Below are 14,160 nucleotides of genomic sequence, written 5' to 3' on the forward strand. Positions count from 1 at the left end.
CCATGCTGATCCGACCCGTGCGCCCCGCCGACGCGGCGGCCGCCGCCGTCCTGCTCGGCCAGCTCGGCTACCCCCAGGACGGCGAGGCCGCCGTCGCCTCCCGCCTCGCCGCCTGGGCCGAGGACCCGTCGAGCGCGGCCTTCGCAGCCGAATCCGAAGGCGACGTGCTGGGCCTCATCGCCGTCCACGTCTGCCCGCACTTCGAGCGCGACGGCGCCTGGGGCCGCATCGCCGCGTTGGTCGTCGCCGAGGACGCCCGCGGTCGGGGCGTCGGCGGGCGGCTCGTGGCGGCCGCCGAATTGTTCGCGGCCGCTCACGGCTGCCAGCGGATGGAGGTCACCAGCAGCGACCGCCGCCGGGAAGCGCACGAGTTCTACCGCAGCCGCGGCTATGCCGCGCAGACCGGCCGTTCGTCGCGGTTCCTACGCGACCTCGGGTAGGCGCACCTCGACACGGAGGCCGCCGCCCTCTCTGGCCGTGAGGGTGAGCGACCCGTCGTGGACGCGGACGATGTTGTCCACGATCGCGAGGCCCAGGCCGACGCCCGCGTGGTCGCTGCGCACTCGCAGGGTGCCGCGCTGGAACGGCTCCGTGAGCGTGGCGACCAGGTGCGGCGTCAACTGCGGGCCCGTGTTCTCGACCGCGAGCACCGCGCCGCCAGCAACCTCGGTCGTCCTGATCCGCACCGTGCCGCCTTCGCCGAGATTGTGCACGATCGCATTGTGCAGCAAGTTGACCGCCATCTGCAGCAGCAGCGCGGGCGAGCCCGCCGCCGCCGCGAAATCGCCGGCGACCTCGATGTCCACGCCGCGCTCCTCCGCCAGCGGCAGCAGCGTCTCAGCGGCCTCCTCCGCGACCAGTGAAAGGTCGACGCGCTCACTGACGAACGTGCGCTGGCCGCTGCGGCTCAGCATCAGCAGCGCCTCGGTGAGATCCACCGCCTTCGCGTTCACGTAATGCAGCCGCTCCACCAGCTCCTCCGAACCCCGCGCCGGGTCACGCCGGGCCACGTCGAGGAGCGCCTGCATGGTCGCGAGCGGCGTCCGCAGCTCATGGGAGGCGTTGGCCGCGAACCGCTGGTGCTCGGCCACATGCGCTTCCAGCTGCTCGAGCATCGAGTCGAACGCGTCGGCCAGCTCGCGGAACTCGTCGCGGCGGCCCGGCATCCGGATGCGGTGCGAGAGCGAACCGTTCGCCGCGATCCGCGTCGCGGCCGCGATCTGGTTGAGCGGCGTCAGCATCCGGCCCGCGAGCAGCCATCCGCCCGCGAGACCGAACACGAGCAGGAAGCCCAGCACCACTGCGGCCTTCGGTATGAAGGCCCGCATGAGGTCGCCCCGGCCGGGGATGAACGTGCCGGGGCAGAGCCGGGCGGGGTCCGAGCACTCGCCGCGGATCGTCACCGCTTCAGGCGGCACGTACCGGAGGAGGAAGAACCAGACGACCGCGAGCAGCAGGACCCCGGCGAGCAGGAGGAACGCCGCATAGCTGATCGTCAGTTTCAGCCGTGCGCTGAGGCCGGGCCGCCTACCCACGGGCCGCGCCCGTCTCGATCCGGTAGCCCACACCGGGCACGGTCGCGATCACCCACGGCTCGCCGAGGCGCTTGCGCAGGGCCGAGACCGTGATGCGCACGGCGTTCGTGAACGGATCGGCGTTCTCGTCCCACGCCCGCTCCAGCAGGTCCTCGGCGCTCACCACGCCGCCCTCGGCGGCGATGAGCACCTCGAGCACCGCGAACTGCTTCCTGGTGAGCGCCACGTACTTCCCGTCGCGGAACACCTCCCGCCGGAACGGGTCCAGACGCAGGCCCGCGATCTCCCGCACCGGCGGCCGGTGGTGGGCCCGCCGGCGGTCGAGCGCCCGCAGGCGCAGCACGAGCTCCTTGAGCGCGAACGGCTTCGTGAGGTAGTCGTCCGCGCCGAGCTCGAACCCCGACGCCTTGTCGTCGAGCCGGTCTGCCGCGGTCAGCATCAGGATCGGCATGCCGGTGCCGGACGCCACGATGTGCGCGGCCACCTCGTCGCCCGACGGCCCGGGGATGTCGCGGTCGAGGACCGCGATGTCATAGGCGTTCACGCTCAACAGCTCCAGGGCGGCGTCGCCGTCCCCGGCGATGTCCGCGGCGATGGCCTCCAGCCGGAGACCGTCGCGGATGGCCTCGGCCAGAAAGGGTTCGTCCTCGACGATCAGCACGCGCATAGTCCCAAGATGCTACGGCCGCGCCCCTATCGTCGGTATATGGAAAACCGCTAACGCGCCGACAACACCGGCCCGCCTGTACTGGACGCATGTCCAGCACCCTTGCGCCTCGCGCCATGACCCGTCGCCTCCGCCGGGGCCTCGCCGCCCGCGCGGTCGCCGTCCTCGCCGCGCTGGCCGCCGCCCTCGGCTACCGGCTCCTGCGCATCCGGGACCGCGGCGCGCTCGGCGTCCCCGACGGCGCGGTCCCGTACCGGACCACGGTCTTCGACGACACGGTGCCGGGCGTCGCCAACCTGGACCCGCCGCTCCTCGCCGCCCTGCGCCGCGCCGGCGCCGAGGCCGCCCGAGGGGGCGTCACCCTCTACGTCAACAGCGGCTGGCGCTCGCCCGAGTACCAGCGTCAACTGCGCCGCGAAGCAGTTGCCGAATACGGGTCCGAGGCGGCCGCGTCCCGCTGGGTCTCCACTCCGGAGACCTCGGCGCACGTGGACGGTCGCGCGGTCGACATCGGCCCGCCCGACGCCGCGGCCTGGCTATCCGAACACGGTGCCGCCCACGGTCTCTGCCGCATCTACGCGAACGAGCCCTGGCACTTCGAACTGCGTCCCGAAGCGATCGAACACGGCCCGCCGCCGATGTACGCCAACCCCGCCGAAGATCCGCGAACACGGGTCCGCCCCGCGATCTGATCGATCACCTCTCGGCGGTCCTCGCCGTGGAGCGGTGGGACTCGACTCAAAGCAGGCAGCGAAGCAGTAGCGGGCCGGGCGCCGATCTCAGGCGCCCGGCCCCCGGTGGTGCGGGTAGGGTGGGCGCCGGATTCGTAGAGAAGGGATGTCACATTGCGCGACACGGCGATCGACGAACGGCTGCTGCGGGACCTCCTGGAGCAGCAATGCCCCGACCTGGCCGACCTCGAGGTCAAGTCCGTCGACGGCGGTTGGACCAACCAGATGTGGCGCCTCGGCCCCGACCTGGCGGTGCGCATCCCCCGGAGAGACGACGCCCCCGCGCTGCTCGAGCGGGAGCACCGCCTGATCCCCGACATCGCCTCTCGGCTGCCGCTGCCGGTCCCCGTGCCCACCCGGCTCAGCGAGCCCTCGGAGCGGTTCCCCTACCACTGGCTCATCACCACCTGGGTCCACGGCACGCCTGCCGACCTCGCCCCGATCACCGACCCCGAATCGGCCGCCACGCTCGCCGACTTCCTGACCGCCCTCCACCTCGAAGGCCCCGCCGACAACCCCGCGAACGACGGCCGCGGCGCGCCCCTCACCGACATGGACGAGCGGTTCGAGCAGACCCTCCAACGCCTCCCCGAGGTCGACGCCGACCGCGCCCGCGCCGTCTGGCGGGAGTCGCTCGACGCGGCCCCCCACAACGGCACCGGCGTGTGGCTGCACGGCGACCTGCACCCGGCCAACGTCGTCGTCGAGGACGGCCGCCTGTCGGGCGTGATCGACTTCGGCGAGATCTTCGTCGGCGATCCCGCCGTCGACCTCGCCGCCGCCTGGATCCTGCTACCCGACGGCGCTTCCGACGCGTTCTTCAACGCGTACAAGGCAGCCGACGAGGCCACGATCCTGCGCGCCCGCGGTCTGGCGCTCATCAAGGCGTTCGGGCTGATCGAGATCGGCATCGCCGGAGAGCGCGGCTGGGCCGGAGGCAAGCCGACTTGGAAGCCTGCCGGAGAAGCGGCGCTCTCCCGCATCCTGCGCTGATGCGATCGGCACGGTCGCGTCACTGACCGGTGAGAGCCAGTTCTTCATCGCTGCCAGGCCGCAGTGCTGAGCGGGTGGTGCTCTACGAGGCCGTAGCCGAGAGCGAAGGTTTTCGTCCCCAACGCAACTCGACGTCCATGCAATGCAGGCAGATAGCCAGAGGCTTATGTCTTAGTCTGCTTACCACTATCTCGTTCACCTACATGGATTCCGTACGCCCGTACGTACCTCAATTATCCATGCTCCCGGTCCGGGCCGCATCGCCCACAAGACGAGAAAGCATTCATGTTTCCCCGATCCGGCTGCGCCCCAACCGGAACCGGGCCAGGCCGCCGCGACCCGACCCGGCCCTCCCTGCCACCTCTTCGTCGCTGATGCCTTGACCTCGAGTCAGACAAGGCCAGAATCAGTTTCTCCACATCGGAATCAGGGTCGGCCCCTCCTCCGGCAGCCGCAAGCGGTCGCCGATCGCCTCGAAGCCGTGCCGGCGGTACAGGCGGGCGGAGTCCTCGGTGCTCGCCTCGAGGTACACCGGCATGCCCTCCTGCTCGGCGGTCGCCAAGCGCGCCTTGAGCATCGCCCCGCCGGCGCCGGCGCCGCGGTGCTCGGGGACCACGGCGATCGAGAAGAGGTACAGGTGCGGGAACTTTTCGGGGTGCGCCCCGGCGATGAGCCGCATCACGGTCTCGGCGCGTCCCAGCATCGGCAGCGCCATGGTCTCGGCCATCGCCGCGATTTCCTCGACCTCGGCGTGGAAGCGCTCGGTCGACGCCACCTGGATCCATACGGAAAGGCCTTCGATGCGGCCGTCGCGCTCGGCGATCCAGACCTCGTCGTCGCGCAGGTGCTTGCGCATCGACTCGATGAGGTGGGCGGTGTACGCATCGACCGGTACGGGTCCGGCGGCGGCGATCCAGGCGTTGACGACCTCGTCGGCGGTGGCCGCCGCGAACGCGGGCACGACAGTGTCGAGATCGGCTTCCTGAGCTCGGCGGACGATTATGTCGCTCATCTCGGGTTCCCTTCGATCGGTGATCCGTTTCGCTCGAAGTTAGCGCCCGCGCCGCTGAGCGCCTAGAATTACGTCACACTCCTAACGCGTGACGAAATGAGCGAACCGTGGACCGATGCGCGCAATGCGGCCGCCAGATCGACCAGCCGTCGCGCGGCCGACGCCGCCGCTACTGCTCCCGGGCGTGCCAGGCCCGCGCGTACCGGGACCGCAAGCGGACCCGTCCGGCGGTGCGCGTCGAACGGCCGTCAGCGCTGACGCCGGCGCGGATCACCGCCGCCGCGATCGCGCTTGCGGACGCCGACGGCCTGCGGGAACTCTCGATGCGGCGCCTCGCCACCGCGCTGGGCGTGGCGACCATGAGCCTGTACCGGCATTTCGCCAACCGCGACGCCCTCATCCAGGCGATGACCGACACCGTCGCCGGTGAACTGCGGCCCAGCGACTCCGCCCTCGGTTGGCGCGAACGGCTTTCGCACGAGGCCCGTGAGGAGTGGCGGCTCTACCGCCGCCACCCGTGGGTCCTCCAGGTCCTCGCCTCCACCCGTCCGCCCTTGGGGCCCAACACGCTCGGCAACGTCGAACGGGCGCTTGACGCGGCCGCCTCCGCCGGGCTTCCCGCCGAGGCGGCCATGACCGTCTACCTCGCCTCCTCCGGCATCGTCCAGGGCATCGCGCTACTGCCGACCTCGGAGCAGGAGGTGGCCGACGCGTCCGGCGTGAGCATCGAGGAGTGGTGGGAGGCCCAGACCTCGCACCTCGTCGAGACGCTCGACCCAGCCGCCTTCCCGCGGCTCGCCCGTCAACCGGCGGGCGGCGCGTTCACCGACTTCGACGCCGTCTTCGAGTTCGCCCTGGACGCCCTGCTCACCGGGGTGCAGTCCCGCCTCGAGCGCTGAGGCGGTTCCCGATCAGGGCCAGTGCGAGCGGGTTGCGGTACACGGCTACTTGCGGATCAGCTCGAGCCCGGCGGGCGCGGCGTCCGCGCCTGCCCCGTCGAGGGCGCGGAGGGCTTCGGCCACGAAGCGGGCGACGGCGACCGCTCCGGCGGTCGTGTAGTGGGTGTTGTCCTTCTTGAGGTCGGCGCTCACTTCGATGCCGCGCGCGGCGGCGGCGCCGTGGACGAAGAGCGCGGCCGACTCCTCCGGCCCGAGGGAGGTGTAGAGCCAGCGGGTGAAGACGTTGAGGTCGATGACCGGCACGTCCAGTTCGTGTCCGAGGCGGCGGACCTCGGCCGGGTAGGGGCCGTGCGAGAAACGAAGGGTCCCATCGGGCTCGAACATGCGCCGTTCGACGCTGGTGGTGAGCACGGGCTTCGCGCCGGCGGCGCGGACCTCTTCGATGAAGGCGGTCAGGCGCTCGCGGTAGCCGCCGTCGGCGGCGAGCACGTCGGGCTCCTTCTGGTCATTGTGGCCGAACCCGAAGACGACGGTGTCACCAGCCTGGAGTCCGTCGGTGACGAGCTTCCAGTTGCCCTGCTCGCGGAAGGTCCGGGTAGTGGCGCCGCCGAAAGCGCGGTTGGCGACCGGCTCGTCGAGGAACGCGGCGAGTTCGTCGCCCCAGCCGAGCAGGGGGAGTTCGGGGTGGCCCGAGGTGGCGCCGCCGTCGGTGGGAGCGACGGTGGAGTCGCCGGCGAGGTGGATCATGGTCGGCCTTTCACGCTTCCGATGAGCTTGCCTATTGCGCAGTGCTTCTGGAGCAAACGCATGAGCGAGGGCATCGTAGCGATCACGACCACCGCGAACTCGATGACGTCGCGGCGTCGCATCGACTCCAGGCCTGAAATTAATAAAATCAATCTCTGACTCTTGAAAATTAAGAATCTCGCAGGTACAACTTAAAGTATGGCAGATGAAGCATCGGACTGGCAGGAGCTCACCGACCTGACCCGCGGCCGCCCCTTCACCGTCGAGCGCGTGCGCCTCGACGACTCCGGGATCGCGGTCGAAGGCGCGTTCGAGCTGCCCCAACTCGCCCAGCTGAGCGTCGAAGACCAGGTCTTCGTCACCGCGTTCGTGCGGTGCCACGGCTCCATCAAGGAGATGGAGCGGACCTTCGGCATCAGCTACCCGACCGTCAAATCCCGGCTCAACCGCATCGGCCAGGCCCTCGACTTCGTCGAGACCGACCCGGCCCCCTCGCGCGCCGACGTCATCGACCGCCTCCGCCGCGGCGAGATCACCGCCGACCAGGCGCTGGCCGAACTGGAGGGATCGACGTGATGCCCCAACTCGTGACCCTGAAGATCGAACGGCCCGGCCACCGCACGGTCCGCCTCTGGATCCCGGTCCTCCTCGCCGTCGTCCTGCTCTCCCCGGTCCTGCTCCTCGCGCTCATCGGCGGCATCATCGCCTGCCTCATGTTCGACATGCGCGTGTTCGCGACCATCGCCGGCGTCGGCCGCTTCATCGGCGCCCTCCCCGGCTCCCGCTTCCACATCGAACAGGGCCGCACCGCCCTGCTCCTCATCATCCGCTGAGAAAGGCACCCGCCGTGAACGAGCAACGCAAAGCCATCCTCGACATGCTGGCCGAAGGCAAGATCAACGCCACCGAGGCCGAACGGCTCCTCACCGCCATCGAACCCGCCGACACCGCCCCCGCCGCCGACCGCAAGACCGGCAAGAAGTACCTGCGGCTCGTCGTGGACTACACGGAGAACGGCGAACCCGGCCGCGTCAACATCCGCGTCCCCGTCGCGCTCCTGCGCGCCGGCGTGCGCCTCTCCGCGCTCGTCCCCGCGCAGGCCCTCGAGAAGGCCAACGCCGAGATGGCCAAATCCGGGGTCCCCTTCGACCTCACCCAGCTCAAACCCAATGAGCTGGAGGAGTTGGTCAACCATCTCGACGAGGTCATCGTGGAGGTCGACTCCTCCGAAGCCCAGGTCCGCATCTACAGCGAGTAGACGCATGATCCGGCGGTGCCGCGTCGCGGCGAAGCTCATGGGCGCCCGGTGGCGCACGGCCGTCTGGCGGCACCGGATCGACCGGGCCGTCAGGCGGCAGGAGCGGCGGGCCTGAACCCCGCGCCCGCCCCGAAGCAGGGGAGAATGCCGTACGTGTTGCACATTCGCGTGATCACCCCCGCCTCCCGCACCGACGAGGTGCTGCGGATCGCCGCCGACAGCCCGGCCGTCGTCAACGTCCTCAAACTCCCCGGCGCCGCCTTCGACCCCGAAGGCGACCTCGTCGAGTTCGACGTCGCCCGCGAAGGCGCGAACGCCGTGCTCGCCGACCTCAAAGCCCTCGGGCTCAAGGACACCGGAGGCATCAGCGTCGAGCAGCTCGACCTCTCCATCTCCACCGCCGCCGAAGCCGCCGAGCACGCCGCCCCCGGCGACCCCGAGGACGCCGTCGTGTGGGAGGAGCTGTCCGCCCGCACCGCCGCCGAGGCCCGCATGACCTGGTCCTACTTCGCGTTCCTGGCGCTGGCGGTGCAGATCGCGGCGATCGGCGCACTCCTCGATCAGCCCATCCTCATCGTCGGCGCGATGGTCCTCGGCCCGGACTTCGGGCCGGTCGCCGCCATGTGCTTCGGCGTGCTGCAACGCAACGTGCGCCTGATCGGCGCGGCCGCCCGCACCCTCGCCGCCGGGTTCGCGGTCGCCATCGCGATCACGCTCGCGTGCGCCGCCGTCAGCCGCCTCATCGGCTGGATCGAGCCGACGATGCTCGACGACCGGCCGCTCACCAGCTTCATCATCCACCCCGACCGCTGGTCCTTCGTGGTCGCCGTCCTCGCCGGGGTCGCGGGCATCCTCTCCATGACCGCCCGCAAATCGTCGGCGCTCGTGGGCGTCTTCATCTCGGTCACCACGGTTCCCGCCGCCGGGAACATCGCCGTGGCGATCGCGCTCGCGCACTGGAACGAGGTGGGCGCGTCGCTCGTGCAGCTCGGCGTCAACCTCGCGGGCATGATCGTGGCCGGGATCGCGACGCTGTTCATCCAGCGCCTGATGTGGTCGCGCCTCGGCCGGCACGACATCGCGCCGCACTCGCCCGAGGTCGCGGCCGGTCAGCCGACGAGCGGGCGCGTCTCCGGGTAGCGGTAGAGGCGCTTGCGGGTGGCCATCGCCAGCGAGGTCGCGAAGAGCACCGGGCCGATGCGGCCGCCGTACATGACGATCGCGAGCAGCCACTTCGACGGGTCGCCGAGGTCGTAGGTGATGCCCGTGGACTGGCCCACCGTGGCCGCGGCCGAGACGACCTCGAACATGATGGGCGCCAGCATGATGTCGGGCTCGAACCGCTGCATGAGCATGACCGCCGCGACATTGAGCGCGAGGTAGACCAAGGCGACGGCGAGCGCCTCGCGCACCACCTGCGTCGGCAGGCGGCGGCGGAACGCCGTGGCGTCCCGCTCGCCGCGGACCTCGGCCCAGATCACCCACATCAGCAGGAAGAACGTGGCGACCTTGATGCCGCCCGCCGTCGAGGCCGAACCGCCGCCGATGAACATGAGCACCATCGAGACCAGCAGCGAGTCGTCGTTCAACTGCCCCACGTCGATCGAGTTGAAGCCGCTCGTGCGCAGCACCGCGGACTGGAAGAACGCCGGTAGGAACCGGTCGTGCCACGCGTACTGGCCGAACGTCCCCGGGTTCGACCACTCCAGGGCCAGCAGGACGAGCCAGCCGCCGAAGAGGAGCACCGCCGTGCCGGACAGGGTCATCTTGGTGTGGAGCGACCAGTTCCGGACCGCGCGCCGGCGCGAGAGCTCGTAGACGACGGGGATGCCGAGCCCGCCGAGGATCGTCCCGAGGATGAGCGGCATGCTGATCCACGGGTCGGTCGCGAAGCCGATGATCGAATCGGAGAACAGCGAGAACCCGGCGTTGTTGAAGGCCGCCACGCTGTGGAAGACGCCCTGCCAGAGCGAGTCGCCCGGCGCGAAGCCGTAGGCGAAGTGGAACCGCAACGCGAGCACCGCGGCGATCAGGATCTCGACGGCGAGCGTGTACAGGGCCGCGAAGCGCAGCACGCTCTTCACGTCCCCGAGGCTGATCGACGGGTGCAGCTCGGCCTGCGTCATCAGCTTCGCCCGCAGCCGCAGCCTGCGGCTCACGACCATGCCGAGGAAGGCCGCCGTCGTCATGATGCCCAGACCGCCGAGTTGCATGCAGGCCAGGATGACCGCTTCGCCGAAGCCGGTCCAGTGCGTCGGCGTGTCCACGGTGATCAACCCGGTGACCGAGATGGCCGACGTGCCGGTGAAGAACGCGTCGATGAAGCGGGTCTCGCCGGGCGCCGTCTGCGCGACGGGCAGCATGAGCAGCCCTGTGGCGGCCAAGATCGCCGCGGCGAACGCCACGGGGATGACGCGGACGGGGTTCCGGATGACGCCTTCGAGGACGGCGCTCAGGATTGCTCGCAGAGGACGGCCTTCCAACGGATGGGAGCGGCACCGGACCGCGCCGCCGTCAGCAGAATATCGCCACGGCCCGCTCGCCGAAGGCGACACAACGCCGCTCACCAGCAGGAGTCCGCTCAGAACGGGCGGGCAGGCCGCGAGTCTTGACGTTTTCTTTACGTGCCGTCCTGTTCCAGGACCAGGGCGTTCGGTATCGCCCCCATATGGTCCTCAGAGGAGACCAATACTGACCGCGCGGTTACCACGCCGAGCACGGGAGTGATCGGCGTGGCCGTGAGCAGCGAAAACGCGCGGTCAGATCTGGCGGAACTCGGTGATGGTCACGTCGCTGAAGACCGCCGAGCCGCCGTCCGTGAAGAGCGCCAGGCGGTCGTCGCCGGGCTGGGCGTAGACGAGGCTGGAGTGGACGTAGCGGCCGTCGTCGATGAACACCTCGACCGAGAGGTTGTCGACCAGGATCCGCAGCGTCGCTTCCTTCCTCGCGGCGTCGAACGGGGTGCGGCTCTCCAGCCAGCGGCCCGTCGCGTCGGGGTTCCCGGTGTAGCCCCTGTTGAGGTACGCGTAGCCGCCGGCGAGGTAGACGCCCGCGTCGGCGTGGCGCGTGCCGTCCGGGGACCGCCGCAGCTGCATGCCGATGTTGTTCAACTGGTTCCAGGTCACCCTGGTCCGGATCTCGTAGGCGCGGCCGCGGTAGTCGAGCGGCACATTGCCGTCGACGGTGAGGTCGCCGAGGTTCACCGTCCGCGAAGCGCGGTCGGCGAGCGTGCGGACCGGCGTGGACAGGAGCACCGGTTCGGTCGCGCTGTACCAGCGCAGGCTGATCTCCCGCACGATCGAGTCGGTGCCGTTGAACCCGTCCGCGTCCCACGAAGGGGTCTTGTCGAAGTAGTCCCAGTGGTTCATCCAGCCGATCGCGTAGCGCGTGCGCGGGTCGAGGACCGCGCCGGTCCGGCGCTCCCAGGTGACCGCGCCGTACCAGTCCCAGCCGTGGTCGAGCCATTTCGGGTCCGGGTGGTCGGGCACGAAGGTGGTGCCGTTCCAGTTCCCGATCCAGTACGCGTAGGTCGCGGGGCCGCCCGAGCCCTTGGTGTTGGCGCTGGCGCCGAGCACCCAGCGGCCGGGTCCGGTGGCGGACTCCAGGTAGAACAGGTCGGGGCATTCGAAGATGCCCATGCCGCCGCGGATGAACCCCTCGGTGTAGGTCCAGGTCTTGAGGTTCGCGGAGCGGTAGAACCCGATCTTGTCGTTCTCGGCGAGCGCCATGACCCACTGCGAGCGGGCGGCGTCCCAGACGACCTTCGGGTCCCGGAAGTCCACGACGCCGGGGTTGGGGAGCGCGGCGGGCTCGTGCCGGGCGAAGGTGCGGCCGCCGTCGGTGGAGTAGAAGAGGAACTGCGCCTGGCGGTGCGGGGCGGTCGCGAACCGGTCCTCCTGGGTCGCGATCGCGATGATCGCGCCCGCGCCGAAGCCGGCCGTGTTCCGCTCGTCGACGACCATGCAACCCGACCAGATCGAGCCGTTCGGGTTCGTCTCCTTAGGAATGGCGGTGCCGAGATCGGTGAAGGCGACGTTGTCGGTCGAGGACGCCAGTCGCCACGAAGTGCCGGTGCCCATCTCCGGGTAGTCCTTGTTGTAGAGGTAGTAGTAGTACGTCTTGCCGTCCACGTAGATCGGCCGCTGCGGGTCGTTCTTCCAGCGGTCGGGCACCGAGAAGTGGTAGACGGGCCGATACGTGGCGTCCTGCGCCGCCGCGGGGAGTCCGAACAGGCTGATCGCGCCACCGGCGGCGGCCGCGCGGAAGAGGTTCCTTCTCGAGGTCTGCAGCATCGTCGCTCCAAAGTCTCCGGGAGTCGTCGCAATTGATGGGTACCAGGGTAAACAGTTAAGTGAAGTTAAATCCATCAATATATTTGGTTAATTTCGGTTAATTCGAGACGGGCCGCTCCGCGCATTGCGAAACGGCCCCAAGGAAACGCTGAACTACAATTCCGAACGGAATGGCGGATTGGCGCCGGCCCGCGAACAGGTCACGGCGGCCACCTTGGACGCGAACTCGACCGCAGCGCGCGCCTCGCCGGCGCTCAACCGCTCCAGGCCCTCGGGACGCAGTCGGCCGTTGCGGTCGAGCCAGTCCAGGAGCGCGCCGCTGAACGAGTCGCCCGCGCCCACCGTGTCGACCATGTCGACCGGCGCGACGGGCACCTCGAAGGCCTCGCCTCCGGCCCAGACCAGCGAGCCGCCGCCGCCCCGCGTCACCACGACCAGCTTGCGGCCCTCTGCGATCCACCCGTAGGCCAGCGCCGCCGGTTCCATGCCGGGCCAGATCCACGCCAGATCCTCGTCGGAGACCTTGACGATCGCGGCGAGTCCGAGCCAGCGCCGCAGGCGCTCGCGGTAGGAGTCCCGGTCGCCGAGGAGCGCGGGGCGCACGTTCGGGTCGAGGCTGATCGTCGTGTGCGCGGCGAGGCCGGCGAGCCACTGCTCGAGCACTGGGCCGCCGGGCTCGACGGCGAGCGCGAGTGATCCGGCGTGGACCGCGTCGAGTCCCGGGTTGCGGGGGAGCTCGGCGTCCTGCCACTGCCAGTCGGCGGTGCCGTCCACATGGAACGCGTAACTCGCGGAGCCGGACGGCGCAACGGACACGATGGCGACGCTGGTCGGCTCCTCGGCGTCGACGACCCAGCGCAGGTTCACCTCGGACTCGGCCAAGTGGGTCCGCAGCAGCTTCCCGAACGCGTCGCCGGAGAGCCGCCCGAGGAACGCGACCTCGGACCCCAAGCGCCCCAGAGTGACCGCGACGTTCATCGGGCTGCCGCCCGGGTGCGCGACCGGGTGCCGGGCGTCCTCGTGCCCGACCTCGAGGTCGATCAGGGCCTCGCCGACCACTCCGATCACTTGCGCACCAGCCTTTCTCCGTCCCAGCGGACCGGGATCGGGTCCGCGAGCTCGCCCACGAACCCGCCGTCCTCGATGTTGCGGAAGCCGATGATGACGGTCCGGCCGTCAACGTCGTGCAGTCTCGCCGCGTACAGGCTCTCATGCTCGAACGGCCTTGCCTTGGCGATGTTGAGAACGGCGCCGTTGAAACCGCCGAAGAGGTCGTCGTCGACGGGCACCACGTAGTTGTCGCCGGTCTCGCCGAGGGACCGCCGCGCGTCGGAGGCCTCGCCCTTGCCGCAGCAGAACAGCAGCAGCCACTGGCCGTCCACTCGGTGCAGCTGGGTGACCTCGATCTGGCCGAAGCCGAGGGCGTCGGGGCGGCTCAGGGGCGGCAGGACCTCCCAGGTGACGAGGTCGTCCGAGCGGGCGTGCCCGACGACGCCGCGCTCGCGGGCCGGTTCGGGCCCTTCGACTCTCGCGGTGAAGAGCATGTGCCAGCCGTCGTCGGCGCGGACCACCCACGGGTCGCGGCAGGCCTCGTCGAACCAGTCGGACTCGGGGGTGAACCGCTCGTAGTGGCGCGGGTCGGCCTCGACCTGCGGGCCGGGCTCGCGGTGCCAGACGATGAGGTCGTCGGAGACGGCCGAGCCGATGCGCTGCACGTTCCCGCCCTCGCTGCGGGAGACGCCGGTGTAGAACATCCGCCACCGTCCCGAGTCCTCCCGCACGATCGAGCCGGTCCAGGTGGCCTGGTCGTCCCAGGCGGGCGCGTCGGCGTGGACGAGGGCGTCGGGCAGGAGCGTCCAGTCCTTCAGGTTCTCGGAGACGGCGTGGCCGATGGAGGCGCGGTGGTGGCGGCGGCCCTCTTCCTGGAGCGCGCGCGAGGCGCGCAGGAAGAACACATGGTGCCGCCCGTCGTCGTCGATCACGTACCAGGAGTCCCAGACCCAGTGGTCGGCGAGCTTGAGCATTG

The 14,160-nt window shown here is 70.2% G+C and carries 16 protein-coding genes; 8 read left to right on the forward strand and 8 right to left on the reverse strand.

The genetic code is table 11. The features are described from left to right. Positions 1 to 2: 2 nt before the first annotated feature. Positions 3 to 440, forward strand: coding sequence for a GNAT family N-acetyltransferase (locus tag J5V16_RS03025; protein WP_208494532.1), 438 nt, complete (start codon positions 3 to 5; stop codon positions 438 to 440). Here the strand turns inward: J5V16_RS03025 and J5V16_RS03030 are convergent. Together J5V16_RS03030 and J5V16_RS03035 are read right to left on the reverse strand one after the other, a co-directional pair. After that, the gene (locus tag J5V16_RS03030) at positions 423 to 1,535 is read right to left on the reverse strand and encodes a sensor histidine kinase (RefSeq protein ID WP_208494533.1); all 1,113 of its coding nucleotides are present in this window, start codon (positions 1,533 to 1,535) and stop codon (positions 423 to 425) included. The two genes, J5V16_RS03025 and J5V16_RS03030, sit on opposite strands and share 18 nt — an antisense overlap. Next, a complete protein-coding gene (locus J5V16_RS03035) occupies positions 1,528 to 2,202 on the reverse strand; it encodes a response regulator transcription factor (protein WP_208494534.1) in 675 nt (224 codons plus the stop codon). Before J5V16_RS03035 ends, J5V16_RS03030 begins: the two co-directional genes overlap by 8 nt. Before the next feature lie 89 nt (positions 2,203 to 2,291). Between J5V16_RS03035 and J5V16_RS03040 the strand changes: the two genes are divergently transcribed. Together J5V16_RS03040 and J5V16_RS03045 are read left to right on the forward strand one after the other, a co-directional pair. After that, positions 2,292 to 2,894, forward strand: coding sequence for a M15 family metallopeptidase (locus J5V16_RS03040; RefSeq protein WP_243900717.1), 603 nt, complete (start codon positions 2,292 to 2,294; stop codon positions 2,892 to 2,894). A 153-nt stretch (positions 2,895 to 3,047) separates the two neighbouring features. Continuing rightward, positions 3,048 to 3,926 (forward strand): aminoglycoside phosphotransferase family protein, encoded by an 879-nt coding sequence (locus tag J5V16_RS03045; RefSeq protein WP_208494535.1) that lies wholly within the window; start codon positions 3,048 to 3,050, stop codon positions 3,924 to 3,926. 406 nt (positions 3,927 to 4,332) lie between these two features. Here the strand turns inward: J5V16_RS03045 and J5V16_RS03050 are convergent, their stop codons facing one another. Continuing rightward, positions 4,333 to 4,938, reverse strand: coding sequence for a GNAT family N-acetyltransferase (locus J5V16_RS03050; RefSeq protein WP_208494536.1), 606 nt, complete (start codon positions 4,936 to 4,938; stop codon positions 4,333 to 4,335). A 107-nt stretch (positions 4,939 to 5,045) separates the two neighbouring features. Between J5V16_RS03050 and J5V16_RS03055 the strand changes: the two genes are divergently transcribed. Continuing rightward, positions 5,046 to 5,837, forward strand: coding sequence for a TetR/AcrR family transcriptional regulator (locus J5V16_RS03055; protein ID WP_208494537.1), 792 nt, complete (start codon positions 5,046 to 5,048; stop codon positions 5,835 to 5,837). Positions 5,838 to 5,882: 45 nt separating this feature from the next. Here the strand turns inward: J5V16_RS03055 and J5V16_RS03060 are convergent, their stop codons facing one another. Next, on the reverse strand, positions 5,883 to 6,584 hold the full coding sequence (locus J5V16_RS03060) for a rhamnogalacturonan acetylesterase (RefSeq protein WP_208494538.1): 702 nt from the start codon (positions 6,582 to 6,584) through the stop codon (positions 5,883 to 5,885). A 198-nt stretch (positions 6,585 to 6,782) separates the two neighbouring features. On the opposite strand from J5V16_RS03060, the gene J5V16_RS03065 reads away from it, so the two are divergent. The 4 genes from J5V16_RS03065 (at position 6,783) to J5V16_RS03080 (ending at position 8,982) form a co-directional block, all read left to right on the forward strand. Further along, entirely contained in the window at positions 6,783 to 7,160 is a 378-nt protein-coding gene (locus tag J5V16_RS03065; protein WP_208494539.1) for a DUF2089 domain-containing protein, read from the forward strand. Beyond that, complete coding sequence (locus J5V16_RS03070) at positions 7,160 to 7,417, forward strand: hypothetical protein (RefSeq protein WP_208494540.1); 258 nt, start codon at positions 7,160 to 7,162, stop codon at positions 7,415 to 7,417. The genes J5V16_RS03065 and J5V16_RS03070 overlap by 1 nt, the downstream gene beginning before the upstream one ends. Before the next feature lie 14 nt (positions 7,418 to 7,431). Further along, positions 7,432 to 7,842 (forward strand): SHOCT-like domain-containing protein, encoded by a 411-nt coding sequence (locus tag J5V16_RS03075; RefSeq protein ID WP_208494541.1) that lies wholly within the window; start codon positions 7,432 to 7,434, stop codon positions 7,840 to 7,842. A 153-nt stretch (positions 7,843 to 7,995) separates the two neighbouring features. Continuing rightward, a complete protein-coding gene (locus J5V16_RS03080; protein ID WP_208494542.1) occupies positions 7,996 to 8,982 on the forward strand; it encodes a DUF389 domain-containing protein in 987 nt (328 codons plus the stop codon). Here the strand turns inward: J5V16_RS03080 and J5V16_RS03085 are convergent. From J5V16_RS03085 to J5V16_RS03100, 4 genes are all read right to left on the reverse strand, one after another. Next, on the reverse strand, positions 8,952 to 10,325 hold the full coding sequence (locus J5V16_RS03085; RefSeq protein ID WP_243900718.1) for a TrkH family potassium uptake protein: 1,374 nt from the start codon (positions 10,323 to 10,325) through the stop codon (positions 8,952 to 8,954). The two genes, J5V16_RS03080 and J5V16_RS03085, sit on opposite strands and share 31 nt — an antisense overlap. A gap of 276 nt (positions 10,326 to 10,601) precedes the next feature. Then, positions 10,602 to 12,134 carry a glycoside hydrolase family 32 protein gene (locus J5V16_RS03090; protein WP_208494543.1) on the reverse strand — a complete coding sequence of 511 codons (1,533 nt, stop codon included), beginning with the start codon at positions 12,132 to 12,134 and terminating at the stop codon, positions 10,602 to 10,604. A gap of 153 nt (positions 12,135 to 12,287) precedes the next feature. Then, the gene (locus J5V16_RS03095; protein ID WP_208494544.1) at positions 12,288 to 13,202 is read right to left on the reverse strand and encodes a carbohydrate kinase family protein; all 915 of its coding nucleotides are present in this window, start codon (positions 13,200 to 13,202) and stop codon (positions 12,288 to 12,290) included. Continuing rightward, on the reverse strand, positions 13,199 to 14,158 hold the full coding sequence (locus J5V16_RS03100; RefSeq protein WP_208494545.1) for a glycoside hydrolase family protein: 960 nt from the start codon (positions 14,156 to 14,158) through the stop codon (positions 13,199 to 13,201). The genes J5V16_RS03095 and J5V16_RS03100 overlap by 4 nt, the downstream gene beginning before the upstream one ends. Between the last annotated feature and the right edge of the window lie 2 nt (positions 14,159 to 14,160).

Origin of the sequence: Glycomyces niveus (assembly GCF_017592475.1) — a bacterium.
Lineage (GTDB): Bacteria > Actinomycetota > Actinomycetes > Mycobacteriales > Micromonosporaceae > Glycomyces > Glycomyces niveus.